General features: G+C 34.8%; 15 protein-coding genes, 2 riboswitches and 1 other annotated feature. Of the genes, 12 read left to right on the plus strand and 3 right to left on the minus strand.

Annotated elements, in window-relative coordinates:
• Positions 1-19: 19 nt before the first annotated feature.
• The 8 genes from BK580_RS11630 to BK580_RS11665 all read left to right on the plus strand — a co-directional run bounded on the left by BK580_RS11630 (position 20) and on the right by BK580_RS11665 (position 9,118).
• Positions 20-1,606: a spore germination protein gene (locus tag BK580_RS11630; protein WP_078380484.1), complete on the plus strand. Its 1,587-nt coding sequence runs from the start codon at positions 20-22 to the stop codon at positions 1,604-1,606.
• 10 nt (positions 1,607-1,616) lie between these two features.
• The gene (locus BK580_RS11635) at positions 1,617-2,714 is read left to right on the plus strand and encodes a GerAB/ArcD/ProY family transporter (RefSeq protein WP_078380485.1); all 1,098 of its coding nucleotides are present in this window, start codon (positions 1,617-1,619) and stop codon (positions 2,712-2,714) included.
• Positions 2,707-3,786 (plus strand): Ger(x)C family spore germination protein, encoded by a 1,080-nt coding sequence (locus BK580_RS11640; protein ID WP_078380486.1) that lies wholly within the window; start codon positions 2,707-2,709, stop codon positions 3,784-3,786. The genes BK580_RS11635 and BK580_RS11640 overlap by 8 nt, the downstream gene beginning before the upstream one ends.
• A 344-nt stretch (positions 3,787-4,130) precedes the next feature.
• Entirely contained in the window at positions 4,131-5,042 is a 912-nt protein-coding gene (locus BK580_RS11645; RefSeq protein WP_078380487.1) for a hypothetical protein, read from the plus strand.
• 38 nt (positions 5,043-5,080) lie between these two features.
• The gene (locus BK580_RS11650; protein ID WP_078380488.1) at positions 5,081-5,737 is read left to right on the plus strand and encodes a hypothetical protein; all 657 of its coding nucleotides are present in this window, start codon (positions 5,081-5,083) and stop codon (positions 5,735-5,737) included.
• A 3-nt stretch (positions 5,738-5,740) separates the two neighbouring features.
• A complete protein-coding gene (locus BK580_RS11655; RefSeq protein WP_078380489.1) occupies positions 5,741-6,883 on the plus strand; it encodes a DUF4350 domain-containing protein in 1,143 nt (380 codons plus the stop codon).
• Positions 6,880-7,809 carry an AAA family ATPase gene (locus BK580_RS11660; RefSeq protein WP_078380490.1) on the plus strand — a complete coding sequence of 310 codons (930 nt, stop codon included), beginning with the start codon at positions 6,880-6,882 and terminating at the stop codon, positions 7,807-7,809. Before BK580_RS11655 ends, BK580_RS11660 begins: the two co-directional genes overlap by 4 nt.
• The gene (locus BK580_RS11665) at positions 7,760-9,118 is read left to right on the plus strand and encodes a DUF58 domain-containing protein (RefSeq protein ID WP_078380491.1); all 1,359 of its coding nucleotides are present in this window, start codon (positions 7,760-7,762) and stop codon (positions 9,116-9,118) included. The genes BK580_RS11660 and BK580_RS11665 overlap by 50 nt, the downstream gene beginning before the upstream one ends.
• On the opposite strand, the gene BK580_RS11670 is transcribed toward BK580_RS11665, so the two are convergent.
• On the minus strand, positions 9,110-10,072 hold the full coding sequence (locus BK580_RS11670) for a stage II sporulation protein M (protein ID WP_078380492.1): 963 nt from the start codon (positions 10,070-10,072) through the stop codon (positions 9,110-9,112). The genes BK580_RS11665 and BK580_RS11670 overlap by 9 nt on opposite strands.
• Positions 10,073-10,181: 109 nt before the next feature.
• Between BK580_RS11670 and BK580_RS11675 the strand changes: the two genes are divergently transcribed.
• The 4 genes from BK580_RS11675 (at position 10,182) to BK580_RS11690 (ending at position 13,372) form a co-directional block, all read left to right on the plus strand.
• Positions 10,182-10,988: an RDD family protein gene (locus tag BK580_RS11675; protein WP_139364882.1), complete on the plus strand. Its 807-nt coding sequence runs from the start codon at positions 10,182-10,184 to the stop codon at positions 10,986-10,988.
• Between the two features lie 278 nt (positions 10,989-11,266).
• A complete protein-coding gene (locus BK580_RS11680) occupies positions 11,267-11,467 on the plus strand; it encodes a cold-shock protein (RefSeq protein WP_078380494.1) in 201 nt (66 codons plus the stop codon).
• Positions 11,468-11,811: 344 nt separating this feature from the next.
• On the plus strand, positions 11,812-12,789 hold the full coding sequence (locus BK580_RS11685) for a ring-cleaving dioxygenase (RefSeq protein WP_078380495.1): 978 nt from the start codon (positions 11,812-11,814) through the stop codon (positions 12,787-12,789).
• Between the two features lie 385 nt (positions 12,790-13,174).
• The gene (locus BK580_RS11690; protein WP_078380496.1) at positions 13,175-13,372 is read left to right on the plus strand and encodes a DUF6366 family protein; all 198 of its coding nucleotides are present in this window, start codon (positions 13,175-13,177) and stop codon (positions 13,370-13,372) included.
• A gap of 74 nt (positions 13,373-13,446) precedes the next feature.
• Here the strand turns inward: BK580_RS11690 and BK580_RS23600 are convergent, their stop codons facing one another.
• A complete protein-coding gene (locus BK580_RS23600; protein ID WP_169864953.1) occupies positions 13,447-13,599 on the minus strand; it encodes a hypothetical protein in 153 nt (50 codons plus the stop codon).
• Between the two features lie 99 nt (positions 13,600-13,698).
• Positions 13,699-15,330 (minus strand): methionine--tRNA ligase, encoded by a 1,632-nt coding sequence (gene metG, locus BK580_RS11695; protein ID WP_078380497.1) that lies wholly within the window; start codon positions 15,328-15,330, stop codon positions 13,699-13,701.
• 61 nt (positions 15,331-15,391) lie between these two features.
• Positions 15,392-15,658: a binding site (T-box leader), on the minus strand.
• 154 nt (positions 15,659-15,812) lie between these two features.
• A riboswitch (SAM riboswitch) is annotated at positions 15,813-15,918 on the plus strand.
• A gap of 99 nt (positions 15,919-16,017) precedes the next feature.
• Positions 16,018-16,122, plus strand: a riboswitch (SAM riboswitch).
• The last annotated feature ends 20 nt before the right edge of the window (positions 16,123-16,142 follow it).

Below are 16,142 nucleotides of genomic sequence, written 5' to 3' on the forward strand. Positions count from 1 at the left end.
ACAGAGTTAGGTGAAGGCAATGAAACGAAGAAATATAAAAAAATTACTCAATAACATTGGAGACATTGAGGATACTGATGCAGATGGAAAAGAGTTAGTACCTGACAAACAACCTAAAGAACCACCAACTGAAGAAAAGTTGACTTCCTTTAATCAATTACTGGAAGAATTCAAAAAATCCGATGATTTTATTCACTCTGTCTATCATCAAGCAAATACACCTTTCCATTTATATTACTTTAGTTCATTAGTAGAGAACGATATTATTCAAAGAGATATTCTACCTTGCTTCAATAACTTCCAATTAAGTACTTTAGAAGAGTTAATTCAAAAAATACCGATTGATGATATAAAAAAAACGGATGATTGTACTAAAATTAAAGAGTATTTATTATACGGATATATTGCAATCCAATTAAACAGGGAAGACTCAACTGTTGCTTTACTACCAGCAGTTGCACAAAAAGGGCGACAAGTATCATTACCAGAAGTAGAATTCAGTGTTGTTGGTCCCAAAGAGGCATTTGTCGAGTCACTAGATGTGAATTTAAATTTGGTGCGTAAAAGACTGCCAGTACCTGAGTTAGAGGTAAAAGAATTTGTCGTTGGAAAGCTGTCGAAAACCAGAGTCGCAGTTGTATATTTAAAAGATATCGCTAACAGTGAGAATATTCACACGGTTATACAGAGAATTGAAGATATTACATTTGATCAAATAAATGATAGTTCTTATATTACTCAGTTAATTCAAGACAATAATAATTCCCCTTTTCCTCAATTCATTGATACAGAACGACCAGATAGGGTGGCATCTGTTTTAGCCGAGGGGAAAATTGTCATACTTGTTGATGGTGCCCCGCATGGTTTAATAGGTCCGACAACACTTTTTGAATTTTTTTCTGCTTTTGAGGACTATTTTTTAAATTGGATTATCGCATCATTTTTTAGGTTGGTTCGTCTATTCGCTGTTATTTTCTCTATTTTAGTAACTCCGATCTATGTGGCGGTTTTAACGTATCATTATGAATTAATCCCAAAGGATTTAGTCAGTACGTTGGTTACATCCAGAAGTCCAATCCCTTTACCACCTATATTAGAAGCGATTATCTTAGAACTTGCAATCGAATTGTTACGAGAAGCAGGCGCAAGACTACCTACAAAGGTAGGTCAAACAATTGGTATCGTAGGCGGGATTGTAATCGGAACTGCATCTGTAGAAGCAGGACTTACAAGTAATGTATTACTAATAATTGTGGCATTATCTGCACTCGCTTCCTTTACAACTCCTGTCTACCAGATGGGTAATACTATTCGTTTAATTCGGTTTCCATTTTTAATTTCAGCCCACTTTTTAGGGCTATTAGGCGTAACCTTATGTTTTTGTTTCTTGCTGATTCACTTGTTGCGGTTAACTTCTTTAGGAAGACCATTTTTAGAACCTATTTACCCTTTAAGGCTTGCAGATTTAAGAGATGCTATTATACGGTTACCGTTTACTCTTCAATCCAAGCGTCCTATTGAAGTTCAGTCAGAAGATACTGTCAGATTTAAACCAAATAATAATAATAAGAAAAAGCTTAAAGACATTGACGAGTTTTACTCATAGGAAGGTTTGTATGACAAAGAAAATAAACGAAGTCTTTCAAGTATCTCCATATTTTGTGTTTTTTCTCGTTCATTCTGTTCAAGTTGGTGTTGGAATTTTGGGGTTTCAGCAATCACTTGTTGCTGAGGCTGGTAATGATTCTTGGATAGTTGTAATACTTGCTGGAATAGGTGTTCACATCATAATTTGGATTATCTATCAGTTATTGAATCGAGCTCAAATGGATCTAATTGACATCCATAAGTTTCTTTTTGGTAAATGGTTGGGTAATTTTTTTAGTCTAATTTGGGTAGCTTACTTTACAAGTGTGGGAATAACGGTTTTATTTTCCTATTTTGAAGTAATTCGGGTGTGGATGTTCCCAGAGATCAGTGTATTTTTGATGTCACTTTTATTTGGTTTGCTTGTACTCTACTGCGTTTTTGGTGGGTTCAGAACAGTAGCGGGCATTTGTTTTTTAGGAGTAGTGATACCAGCTTATTTAATCCTTACATTTTTCTTCCCTGTTCCTTATGCAGATTTCCTATCCTTGCTCCCTGTTTGGAATCACTCTATTCAAGAGATGGGAAAAGCTTCACAGGAGATGACACTAAGTTATTTAGGATTTTCCACCATCTTATTTTATTATCCGTTTATAAAAGAAGCGAAAAGCTCTCAAAAATGGGCTCAATTAGGCGCTCTATTAACGATGCTTACTTATCTTTTAATAATAGTTATTTCCTTATGCTATTTTAGTGAAGAACAATTATCTAAACAGTTGTGGGCCACATTGACCCTATGGAAAATTGTCGAAATGCCCGTAGTAGAGCGGTTCGAATATATAGGCATTACCTCTTGGGCAGTAATAATCTTGCCAAATGTATGTCTCCTTTTTTGGGCAGCCTCAAGAGGATTTAAGAAGATTTTTCATATGAACCAAAAACATGCAATGATGGGGATCATCGTATTAGTTCTGATATTAAGTTTTTTCTTTATTAAGAGAGAAGATATTCTAACATTAAGTAAATGGACTACAAGAGTAGGTTTATATTCAGAATTTGTTTACGTCCCTATTTTATTTCTACTATACCTTATCCTTTCAAAGGTAAGGAGGAAAAAAAATGAATAAGTATCTTTGTATAGTAATCATTCTATTGCCATTATTTTTGACTGGTTGCTTAAAACAAAAAATATTAGATGATGTTCAATTAGCTACTGCAGCAGGATTTGAATTAGGAGATGATGAAAATACACTAATAGCTACTGCTGTTGTTCCGATATATAAACCAGACCTTGCTGTTATCAATAAAACATACACTTCCTCTTCAACTCTAAGTAAGATAATTCGTGATCAACTGAATAGAAAGTCACCTAAACCGTTTGTAAGTGGAAAAATTGAAGTTGCCTTATATGATAAAAAATTGGCAGCAAAAGGAATACATGAGATTGTCGATACATTTCGACGTGATCCATCCACAGGAGCTAATATGTTTCTTGCGGTAGTAGATGGAGATTTGAAAAAGCATTTACAAATCCAATATGGGGAAACAGATAACGGAATGTACCTTTCAAATTTAATTGAACACAATATAGAAAGCGGCATACTTCCAAAAACAAACCTCCATTTGTTTACAAAAAACTATCATGAAGAGGGAAGAGATCCCATTCTCCCTTTTTTAAAGATGGATGATAAAGAAGCTATTATTCAAGGAATTGCTTTATTCAAAGAAGATAAATACATCGATTATATTAAAGGAGAAGATAACTACATTTTTATGTTTATTAATGAGAAGTTCACTTCAGATGCAACTTTAACAGTGAGTCTTGGGGAAGAAGGTATTTTTGCATCTGTCTTTCATGTGCATTCGACGAGAAAATATAAGGTGAAGAATGCAGAAACTAATCCGGAAATTTCATTAACAGTTAAAGCAGAAGCCATCATTCAAGAGTATTCAGGTCAAGAGTTAACTAGTGAGATAAAGGAAGAAATCGAGAAGAAAATGGAGGAGGATATTAAGTTTAAGGCTGAAAGGTTAATTGGTCAATTTCAAGAGTTAAACATTGATCCTTTAGGTATTGGATTTCAAGTAAGGCATCGATCGAGGAAATGGGATTTAAAAAAATGGGAAGACCTTTATCCCAATATACCTATTGAAGTAAACGCTGCAATTAAAATTTCAGAAGCTGGTGTTACAAATTAAGATTTTATTCTAATAAAGGTATTCGCTATAAGAGGCTGGGACAAAAGAATATTAGTTAAAGAAAAATACGAACTATTATGCGAAATTCTAAGTAGAGTATTGCATAAGTTCGTATTTATTTCGTTTGGTTGTTTAACAGATCCTTTATATTGAGGCTCTCTTTAGGTTAAATTGTTCGTAAATGAAGCTGGGAATTTAATGTATGTCCTAGCCTCTTTAACTGTTAATGTGAATAGTCTAATATTTTCTAGTAAAATATTAATTTACTACTCGAAATTTGTGAAAATAATGGTAAAATAGTCGATATGACAACATTTGGAATAGAAAATAGGGGGATTTAATGTATGAGAGAACAATTAAACAAGCCAAAAGGGTTTGGAGAGATTTTGGATGTCACGTTTCGATTAAGTAAACACCGTTTTAAAGATTTTTTTATGATTTTTCTCATTTTAGTAGGACCAATCTACCTGCTACAAGCTATCATTCAGTTAGCTGCTGGAACAAGTTTTTTAAGAGAAGTTGGGGAAGGTAATGGCTGGTTGGAACAATTGATGGCTAGCTTTGATGAGACGGAACCTGTAATCACTTCTAATCTCGGTGCTGACATAGGTCTGATACTAGTAGGCCTTATAAGCTTTTTTATGTATCCAGTTGCACAGGCTGCTATTCTTTATGGGGTTAATCAGTTAAAGCATAATGAAGACTTTACAGCTGGATCATTAATAAAGAGGAGCTTTAGTCGTTTTTGGCCAATTATTGGTAGTAGTATTCTTTATGGAATTATAATGTTTTTCATAATTGCTCCAGCTATATTCTTAGTAGTATTTTTTGGATTTTTTATAGTGGCATTTGATTTAGTTATAGGAATTATTGTTACAATATTTTTAGCGATTGGTACTGCTATTTTGGTAGGGTACTTATTAACAAGGTGGAGTTTTTACTTTGGTTCTGTTGTTATTGATAAGCAAGCTCCTGGTTTATCTAGAAGTTGGAAACTTTCAAAAGGACGCACTTGGGTTTCCATGGGACTATATATCATTTTCTTTTTAATTATTAGTTCAATTAGTTTTGCCATAGAGTTGTCATTTACATTATTTTTAGGTAATAGTGTACTTCTGGGAATGATTGTAAGTCTTGCTACATTATTTACGACGTTTATTATGTCAGTAGGATATGCTGTTATGTACTTAGATTTAAAAACGAGACATGATGCAGATGATTTAAAAGATATGATCGACGACTATCATGTTAGCTAATAATTCCTTCTTCCTAGTGAAAGTTAGGTGATGATTCATTGTTAAATGAAGAGAAAGCAAGAGAAGAGTTAGAAAACATCTTACAACAAAAGGAATATCAAGACTATTACGTAGACACAAGAAACACATTTGAAATTCTATGGGATAAATTACTGAGTTGGTTAGCAGAATTGCTAACCAAGTTTTTCCCTTCCTTAGAGGCGACAAGTGGTACAGCAGGCAATATATTGTTTGTAGTCATTTGCCTTGTCATTGTGACGTTAGTGATTATTTTTATTATGATCATGAGTAAACATCGACGAGACCGCTCGATTCGTAATCAACAACCTTTTCAATCCGAAAATGAACTGGAATGGACGTATTATCAACATTTAACTGAATCAAAAAAACAAGAAACCTTAGGTGATTATACTTTATCTACACGTCATTTGTTTCTTGCTTTACTTTTATATTTTCACGAAAAGACTTGGTTAGAAGCTAGGATATGGAAAACAAATTGGGAGTACTATGAGGAGCTCCGTAAAGTTCACAAAGAAAGTGCCGTTACTTTTTTTAATTTCGCTTTATTATTCGATCGTGCAACATATGGAAAACAGCAGATTCAGAAAGAAGAATATATCCCTTATCGTAATGAAGCTTTAAAGTGGTTCGGGAAAGAACAGAATGATGTCTTAGATGAAAGGAGGAAGGAATAAAATTTGTTAAGTAAGATGTCGAAAAATCGAGGTTGGCTATGGCTAACGGCTTTACTTGTCTTATTTATGTTAGGTAGCTATTTTATTCTTTCAAAAGATCCACAGGAATATCTTTCATATGACACACACTCTCCTTCACCGACTGGATTAAAAGCTTTTTATACATACTTAGATAACGAAACCAATGCGGTTAACCGGTGGAATGAATCTCCTGAGCTCTTACCAAAAGGTGATAATCAATTACTCATTATGGTAGAACCATACACAGTTCCGAATGAAAAAATAATGGCAGATTATATAAGTTTTCTGGAAAACGGAAATACCATTCTACTCTTAATGGGAAATCCAAATTCTATGTTTGGGTTGAATACTGAATACATAGAGAATCCTCCAAGTGAAGCTACAATGGAACTAACAAATCAAACCGGTACGGAGTTTGAAGCGCAAATTAATTCTCCCATTCGCCTTTCTGCTGAGAACGATGATCAAATATTACTAGTTGACTCAGAAGGAACTATCGCGCTAACACGTTCATTTGGAAAAGGGTCTTTAATAGTTTTCAACACACCGCAATGGATGACAAATGAATTTATAGTAAAAGAAGATCATCTTTCACTAATTTTGTCGATCTTACGAGAAGAGGTTCAACATCGAGAGGTAATTTTATTTGATGAGTTTAGTCACGGAGATCAATACAATGTTACAATACTTTCCACCTACCCACAGTGGTTTTTACTAATAATGTTACAAGGGATTTTACTTTCCCTACTTTTTCTATGGAAACGAGGGAAAAGGTTTGGTCCTATACTTTCTCCTAGAGAGGAATACGTTCGCTTTAGTGATGAGAGTCTACGAGCTTTAGCTGCGTGGCATATTAGAGGGAAACGCTATCAGGACTCTTTAGTCATTCAAGCTGATTATGTGAAATATATGTTACAAGAACGATGGGGTATTTCGGTAAAAAAAGCATGGATCGATCGTGCAGATCAATTAGATCGTAAATTGAAAAATAAAAACCTAGAGGAAATTCGAGCATTCTTGAAAGAATTATCAACTGTTTTAGCAAAAGAGAACGTGAGTAAACAGGAATATTTGGAATGGTCAAAAAAATTGGATCAATTAAGGAAAGAGGTGGAAGAGGGATGAAACCAGAATTAGCATCCTTACTTGAAAAATATGAACAACGAATTTTAGGGCAAACTCTTAATTTGAAACTCTTGCTATCTGCTGTTCTTTCAGGAGGACATGTGCTATTAGAGGGAGTACCTGGTACTGGTAAAACACAAATGGTGCGAACACTTTCAAGTTTACTAGGTGGAACGTTCACTCGTATACAATTTACTCCAGACTTATTACCCAGTGATATAACTGGAAGTACCATATACAACTTGAAGGAAGGAGTCTTTCAAACATTGAAAGGGCCTATCTTCACCAATATATTACTTGCAGATGAAGTCAATCGTACTCCAGCAAAAACGCAAGCGGCTTTACTAGAAGCAATGGAAGAGAAACAAGTAACAATTCAAGGAGAAACCTATCCTTTATCAGATGTATTTTTCGTTGTAGCAACACAAAATCCAATTGAATTTGAAGGGACTTATCCATTACCAGAGGCACAACAGGATCGTTTTCTCTTTAAACTTCATATCCATTTTCCATCTTTAGATGAAGAAACAAGTATTTTAAGACAGGTTATTGATAAGAGCTTCGACACTACTAAGGTTCAGTCTGTTTTAGATTTGGAATCTTTCTTAGCTATTAGAAAAGAAATAGAAAAAATAACGGTAAGTGAGAGTGTTCTACATTATATTATGCAAATTGTTCGGCAAACACGAGAGTCTGATTCCATTCGTTTTGGAGCAAGTACACGTGCTGGGATTTCTATCGGTAAAGCAGCACAAGCTTGGGCTTACTTAAGCGGACGGGATTATGTGACACCTGATGATATTAAAATGGTAGCCAAACCAGCTTTACGACATCGTATACAATTATCTCCTCATATGGAATTGGAGGGAGCGACTGTTGATCAAATTATTGAAGAGCTTGTGGGGGCGATTCCTGTTCCGAGATAGGGGCATTGTACCTACTAAAAAACTAGTGTTATTGTTCACTTTACTTTCTTTAATACTCCTATTAGGAACAAGATGGGTATTACCTTGGTCGTTTGTTATTTTAGCTAATATAGCCATTCTGTTATTTAGTTTATTCGACTTGTTTTTTACCCCTAAAAAACAACAGATAACGGTTAAGCGCTCCATCTCTAATGAAATGGAAAGAGGTATTACTTATAAAGTGGCAATTGATATAGTGAATTCGTCTATTTATGATACTAGACTAAGAATCATTGATGGACTGCCACAATCCTTTGATCGTCCATTTCCTTTGACAGGGATGATAAAGAAGGAATCTGGATCCAAAATAAGCTATGAAACAAAAGCGCCTACTCGTGGACTATATAGTGTTGAGAAGATATATATTCGATATAGAAGTATGGCTGGTTTATGGGAAAAGCAAATTAGTTTTTCAATAAAGAATTCGGTTAAGGTAATTCCTGATATGACAGAAACAAAGCAGTTTTTAGAAAATGCACAGAAGTTTTTAAATTATGACGGAGTAATGGTTAGAAAACACAAAAGTGGTGTTGGTGAATTTGCAAAAATTCGATCTTATGTGGTTGGAGACGATCCTCGGAAAATTAACTGGCGACAAACTGCAAAGCTCCAAGAAGTCATGACCAATGAATATGAACCAGAGCATGGTAAATATATTACCGTTTTAATTGATTGTGGCAGAATGATGGGTGCCGAATTGAAGCATGGAAATCGCTTGGAAAAATCTATTGAGGCAGCATTAACTGTCACTGCAGCTGCTTTACAAAAAGGTGACTATGTTGCAGTCCTTGCCTTCTCGAAAAAAGTCAAAGTCTTTATTCCACCAGCAAAAGGTTTGGTACACCTTCAAACGATTTTGCATGCAATTTATAATCTTGAAGTTGAGGCAGCGGAATCTAACTACGGAGAAGTACTCCATTATTTACAGCTTGTTCAAAAGAAACGTAGTCTTATTTTGCTATTTAGTGATATTCAAACATTTTTATATGAAGAAAATGCACTAGTTTATTTAAAACGATTGCGACAAAGGCATATGTTTCTGATGATTGGTGTAGAAGATGAGGCGCTTCTATCTAGAGGGAAAATGGAGCCTGAAAACGTACAACAAGCCATGATAAAGAGTATGGCCCAGCAACAGATTATGGTAAAAAAACGAGAGAAAATAAAATGGGAAAAACAAGGCCTCCTAATGGTAGAGGCCCGTGAAGAAAAACTAGCAACAGCAGCTGTTTCGTATTATATTGATATGATTAATAGAGGGCTATTGTAAGGAATTAGCTTGGCTACGGAACTTTCCAATCCCAATATAAAGTATTAAGCCTAATACTGTTAAGATAGCTACAAAATATTTAGTTTCTAGTGAGATAGCTGCAGGTGTAATAAAGCCTTCTATTACACCTGCAATAATAAATAAAGGGATCGTCCCTAGTAATAGTTGCACAGAACGTTTTGCTTGTACTTTTAGTTGGTAAGCCCTTGAGTAGTCTCCTGGTACAACTAGCTTATATCCCATTAATAACCCGGCACCACCTGCAATGAAAATTGCTGTAAGCTCAATCATCCCGTGTGGAACAATATAGGCCCAAAATTCATAGGTTTTCCCATAATGCCAAAATAAAGCGGCAATAGCCCCGACAATAATACCGTTATAAATTAATACATAGATTGTTAATAGTCCAAACGTTATTCCACCAGCAAATGCTAAAAAGGCAACTTGAATATTGTTCGTCATAATACTTGCTGACATTAATGGTGCATCAACTTGTCCATCAATTTCTCCAAGTCTCATTGGATCAAAACTATTTGCCATTTCAGGAGGGAGTATGGAATATAATAGAAGTTGGTCACTCGCCACAGCCGCAAAACTTCCTACACCACCTAAAGTGAAAAGAAGCATTGCTAGTAGAACAAACTTCCATTGTTCAGCAAGTAAACCGACAAATTTTGTCCCGAAAAAGTAACGTGCCTGTTTCCAGCTAGATATTTGGTCCTTATAAAGAAGGTTATGAGATTTTGAGACAAGCCCATTTAAATAAGGAGTCACTTCTTCGTTTGGAAAAAAAGTTTGACTATAGGAGAGATGTTGGGCAATTTTTTGATAAAGCCGATGAAACTGTCTTAATTGTGTTCCGGTTATATTTTTTCTTTTATGTAAGTTTGTTACTATTATTTCTAGTTCTTTCCATTCATCTCGATGTAGTTTAACAAATTGATTAACATTCATATAGGTACGCACCCTCTTATAAGATTCATTATTCTACCTTATTATAGTAATTTTATAGAAAAATAGAAACACTTCCAGTAAAATTTATCCAAGAATGGAGGTAATCTTTTTGAATGCAGAACAAATAGATATCAAAACACCCGAATATGTATCCTTGCAATTTCAATCAGCAGGGCTTGGTAGCCGTGCTGCCGCATTTATTATTGATCAAATTATTTTAACGTTAGTAAGTATCTTAATGCTCCTCGGTTTACTTTTCATGTTAAATGGTACGTTAATGGATTTTTTCCTATTCGATATGCCTTCATATTTAATTGGTGGTTTAATCCTTTTATTATTTTTGCTCCGATGGGGATATTTCTTTGCATTTGAATATTTTTCAGGCGGAAGTACCATTGGGAAAAAAATAGTAGGAATTCGAGTTATCCAAGAAAATGGGCACAGTATTACTTTGCTTTCTAGTTTGATTCGCAATTTATTACGTATTATCGATAGTCTGCCAACAAATTATTTATTAGGCATGATAATGATCTTTTTCCACTCTAAGCATAAACGATTAGGTGATTTGGTAGCAGGTACAATAGTTGTTCATGAAAGAAGAAAAAAGGGGACAAAGATAAAAATAACGAAAATAGAAAAAGAAATTATTAATCGAGGTTTAACAAGAAATCTTCTTCCTATAAGTGAATGGGAGCTTAAGCGATTCAACCAAAAGGACTGGCAGTTATTAAATACATATTGTCATCGCTTTTTACAACTGTCAGCTGATGACAGAATCCAATTGACCCGACAAGTTGCTAATATTCTTTCTCCGAAATTAGAGATGAATATTAGCGATAAAAGCTATGAAGAGCTAGAAAATATTCTACTTAGTCTTTTTTTAGTACTAAAGGATGAGTGGGAGTTTGAGTTGTAAATAGTTTTGCTATTATCTTTTAAGTGGTCAACTTGAATAGACTTATTTTAGTGGTTATGACGTTCTTTACGTAAGGTTTTTTCGACCTTTTTCCACGCCATTTATAATTTATATTTAAATACTATTTGCTTTTCCAATTTTTATCTGTTATTCTAAGTAAGAATTATTTTTGTTCGGTATGTAAGGAACGAATAAGTGTACAAACTTTTCTCCTTTGATATCCAATGAGCAACTATAGTAATAAAATGTGGATTAAATCCACCCAGGAGGAAACAAACATGCAACAAGGTACAGTAAAATGGTTTAACGCAGACAAAGGTTTCGGTTTCATTGAAGTAGAAGGTGGAGAAGATGTATTCGTACATTTCTCAGCTATCCAAGGTGACGGTTTCAAATCTTTAGACGAAGGTCAAAAAGTAACTTTTGACACTGAGCAAGGTCAACGTGGACTTCAAGCTACTAACGTAAACAAAGCATAATTGCGATGAAAGGACTCTATTTTAGAGTCCTTTTTTCATTTGTAAAAAGTTAAAGTGACAAAATAAACAACGACTTTAAGTGCTAGTTAGTAACCTCATATCTCTATATCTTCCAATAACGCTACCTTCTAAGAATATTACTTTCTTCGATGTCCTCTACATTAATTTGGCTCACATGAGAAAGGATATACATACATAGATACCAGTTACTATCACTGAAAATAACTGCAGTTTACCTAAATTTATTTGACACGGTTTTATTACCATGGTATATTTATCTCGAATTCAAGATATTTTCATTGTTAATTAATTGACACTATATAGAGTAAATTGGAGGTATGAAAATGAATGGATTAAAAGGGATTCATCATGTAACAGCAATTACAAGTAGTGCAGAAAAAAATTATGAATTTTTCACTTATGTGTTAGGAATGCGACTAGTGAAGAAGACAGTGAATCAGGATGATATTCAAACATATCATTTATTTTTTGCAGATGATAGTGGCAATCCAGGAACAGATATGACTTTTTTCGACTTTCCAGGTATTCAAAAAGGGTCACATGGTACGAATGAAATTTTTAAGACAGGATTCCGTGTGCCAACAGATGCTGCACTAGAATACTGGATTAAACGCTTTGATCGATTAGATGTAAAGCATACAGGAATCAACGATCAATTCGGTAAAAAAACAATATCTTTTGTTGATTTTGATGATCAGCAGTATCAATTAATTTCTGATGAGAAGAACAAAGGTGTGGCTTCAGGAACTCCTTGGAAAAATGGACCGATTCCTTTAGAGTATGCGATTACTGGGTTGGGGCCAATTTTTATTCGTGTAGCAAATTTCGATTTCTTTAAAGAGGTTTTGGAAAAGGCTCTGCTATTTAAGCAAATAGAACAAGAAGGAGCTACCTATTTATTCGAGGTAGGCGAAGGAGGAAACGGTGCGCAAATTGTGGTTGAACATAATTCCGTTTTACCCCAAGCTGTCCAAGGATATGGCACTGTTCACCATGCAGCTTTCAGAGTAGCGGATCGATCTGTAATTGAAGAATGGGATGAACGACTAAAGGGATTTGGCTTCAATACTTCTGGATATGTAGATCGATATTTCTTTGAGTCCTTATACGCAAGAGTTGCTCCTCAGGTACTTTTTGAATTTGCAACAGATGGACCTGGTTTTATGGGGGATGAGCCTTATGAAACACTGGGAGAGAAATTATCCTTGCCACCATTCTTAGAGTCAAAAAGGGAACAAATTGAAAGTTTAGTTCGACCGATTGATACTGTGAGAAGTACCTTAACCTTTGAAAAAGAATAAATCCAAAATACCATCCTCTAATTAAAGCTAGAGGATGGTATTTTTTATGAAGTTGAAGAGTACTATTAGTTGAATGCCCCTATTAAAATCTTTATTTAAGAAGCGTCTAACGTCATTTGTGAATTTATGCTATTATTTAGAAAAAACAAAAAATAAAAGAGGGATTTTGTGCATGTTTGAATTTTTCTTACCACCCTTGATAGGGGCTATTATTCTTAGTGTCATCTTATTTTTTATCCTTGCCATATTTAAGCGAAGAAACCTTCAAATAGCTACTTTAATAATTGTTTCGATGGTTGCATTTTTTATTATGATAGGTGTTATTAGTTTTTTAAATTCCCCCTAAAGAAGGAAAATCCATTTTATTTTAGTCAGGAGGGATTGGATGAAAAAACATATACATGACAAGGCAAATGAAAAAGAATATAAAAAAAATCCAATGGCTAATTTTGCTGATAGTACTAATCGATCTACAGTAGGAGATTTAAACGGAATAGCACGGAGCGGATGTTTAACAAAAATGATAATTCTAGGACTACTTTTTATTATTGGATTATTTCTTTCGTATTGCTCCTATCAATAAAGGAAGGATAAAAGAGAGAGGTATGACCAACTCTCTTTATAAGGCTAGAACTACTATTAGAATCAATGGTAATGTTAAAGTAAATCCTCAATCGCATCTAAATTTCTTCTTGCAGCTTTAATTAACCTTTTAGCGATTTTTTTTGTAACTTTACGACATTTTCTTACATCACCTAAAGAATTTACTCCCAAACTTCCAATAAAATTAGAAACTCTATTCACAATCATTCACTCACCCCCTTCTATTTACTATCATATGAAATACGCTAGAAGGTGTAAGGGTGTTTGACCGTATGATAGACCCATTTGATAGATTTCTTATCGATTTTAGTAGTCAGACTCCTGTTTTAGTTTTTCTAATTCTAACTCTACTTGCTTCAGATTGATTCTTTCGAATAATGGCTCTATATTTTCCAATTTACTTGGATGAGTATATATCGTTCCCCAGGTGGTTGATTTCACTTGTAGCATTTGCTTCACTTTTTCACTAGAGAATGGTAAGAATGGACTAAGCAGATGGGCAAGGTTCGTAATAATAAACACACAATTAGCGATTGTTTTATCACAAGCTACTCTGTCTAGCTTTATTTGCCTCCAAGGTTGTTGTTCATCAAAATATTTATTGCCATAACGGACTAATTGGAAAATCTCCTCCAAGCCCTTTTTAAAATAAGTCTTTTCAATTAAATCTCCTACAGTTTGATATAGTATATCCACCTCATTTTCATGAGCAGAGAGGAGCTTCGCATTAGGAACGGTTCCGTTATAATACTTGGTGATGAACTTGAATGTCCTGTTAACAAGGTTACCATAGGCTCCTAATAACTCACTATTATGACTATAGATAAATTCGCGCCAAGAAAAATCAGCATCTCGATTTTCTGGGGCATTGATCGTTAAGAAGTAGCGAATAGAATCTGGATTGTATCGCTCCAAAATGTCTGGAACCCAAACAGCCCAATTTTTACTAGTGGATAGTTTCTTTTTCTCTAGGGTCAGGTACTCGTTTGAAACAATGTGTGTGGGTAAAGGTTTCATTTCTAGACCAGCTAAGATTCCTGCCCAGATAATGGAGTGGAATGGAATATTATCTTTTCCATGTACATAGTAAGAGAGGGTATTTTCACTCCAAAACGTTCCTGAATCTTCATTGTTTTCTGAAGCCCATAGTTTGCTTGCAGAATAATAACCAGCGACCGCCTCGATCCAAACGTAGATTTTTTTCCCCTCATAGCCTGTTACTGGAACACTTACTCCAACTGATAAATCTCTAGAGGCGGCTCGATCCTGTAAACCTTCGTTTAAGTATCTTCTAGTTAAGGAAACAGCGTTATCTCTCCAGTTACTTTTCGATGCCTCGAGATAGTCTTCTAATACACATTGAAGCTTGGATAATGCAAAGTAAAAATGTTCCGTTAGCTTAGTTTTCGGACTGCCTTTACAAATACTACATTTTTTATCAAGTAAATCTATTGGATCTAAAATAGTGGAGCAATGATCGCACTGATCTCCACGTGCATGCTGATGGCACTCAGGACAAGTACCGACTACGTAACGATCCGGTAAAAACTGTCTACACGTCTCACAATAGGTTTGCTCTATTTCCTTTTTATAAATAAGTTCATTTTCTAATAACTCTAAGAAAATTGCTTGAACAATTTTATGGTGGTGCTCCGTATCTGTTCGTGTATAGAAATCGTAACTAAATCCTAACTTCGAGAATGACGTAACAAATTCATCATGGTACCGATCCGCAATTTCCTTAGTTGTCAATCCTTCTTGTTTTGCCCGAATAGTAATAGGCGTTCCGTTACAATCACTTCCAGAAACGTATAGAACTTTTTCACCTTTCATTCGATAATACCTAGCCAAAATATCTCCAGGTAGCAAGCTGGAAATATGACCAAGATGCAATGAACCATTCGCATAAGCCCAGGCTCCACCAATAAAAATACTCATCATAATAACCTCCTTGTTTTTTAAAAAAATGAACACAAAAAACCTCGCCCTAACAATAATTGTTAAGGGCGAGGTTTGATTTCCACGCGATACCACCTTATTTCACAAATAGCTCACACTATTTGTCTCTACAAGTACGGAGTTTGACACTCTTATACTGTGACATAGATAACGAGTGCCAAAACTCGTTGTAGCCTACTAATCCACAAAAGATGTTCAGTACAAAGCTCAGAGTTCATGTTCAAATGGGCGTTTTTGCTTCTTTTCAGCTCCCGAAGCTCTCTGTGTAAAACAGCATCATTTTACTTTATCTCATCATTGCCTTTATCAGGTAATTTTTTGTATTATATGTTGTTTTTGTTTGATTGTCAATATTAACTAATAAAATGATGAAATAAAGAAAATTAATTTTATTGTTGACACCCTACTAAAAACGGTGTAATGTATAAATCAATTAACCAAGCGATTTTCAAATACGAATATTCTTATCCAGAGAGGTGGAGGGATTGGCCCTACGAAACCTCGGCAGCAGGCTTTTATTAGTACTGTGCCAATTCCATCAAGCTTACTTAGCTTGAAAGATAAGAAGAGAAAAGTGATGTATGCTACCCTCTTCTTTTACAAGAAGAGGGTTTTTATTTACTTAAAACCTAGTATTCTGATTGCTAAACTTAATATTTGATTATTTTCTTATCCAGAGAGGTGGAGGGACTGGCCCAATGAAACCTCGGCAACGGACATGTTAGCATGAACCGTGCCTATTCCTGCAAGCGAAAGCTTGAGAGATGAGAAGAGCAAGGTTTTTTATTGCC

This window comes from Sutcliffiella halmapala, assembly GCF_002019665.1.
In the GTDB taxonomy this organism is placed as follows: domain Bacteria; phylum Bacillota; class Bacilli; order Bacillales; family Bacillaceae_I; genus Sutcliffiella_A; species Sutcliffiella_A halmapala.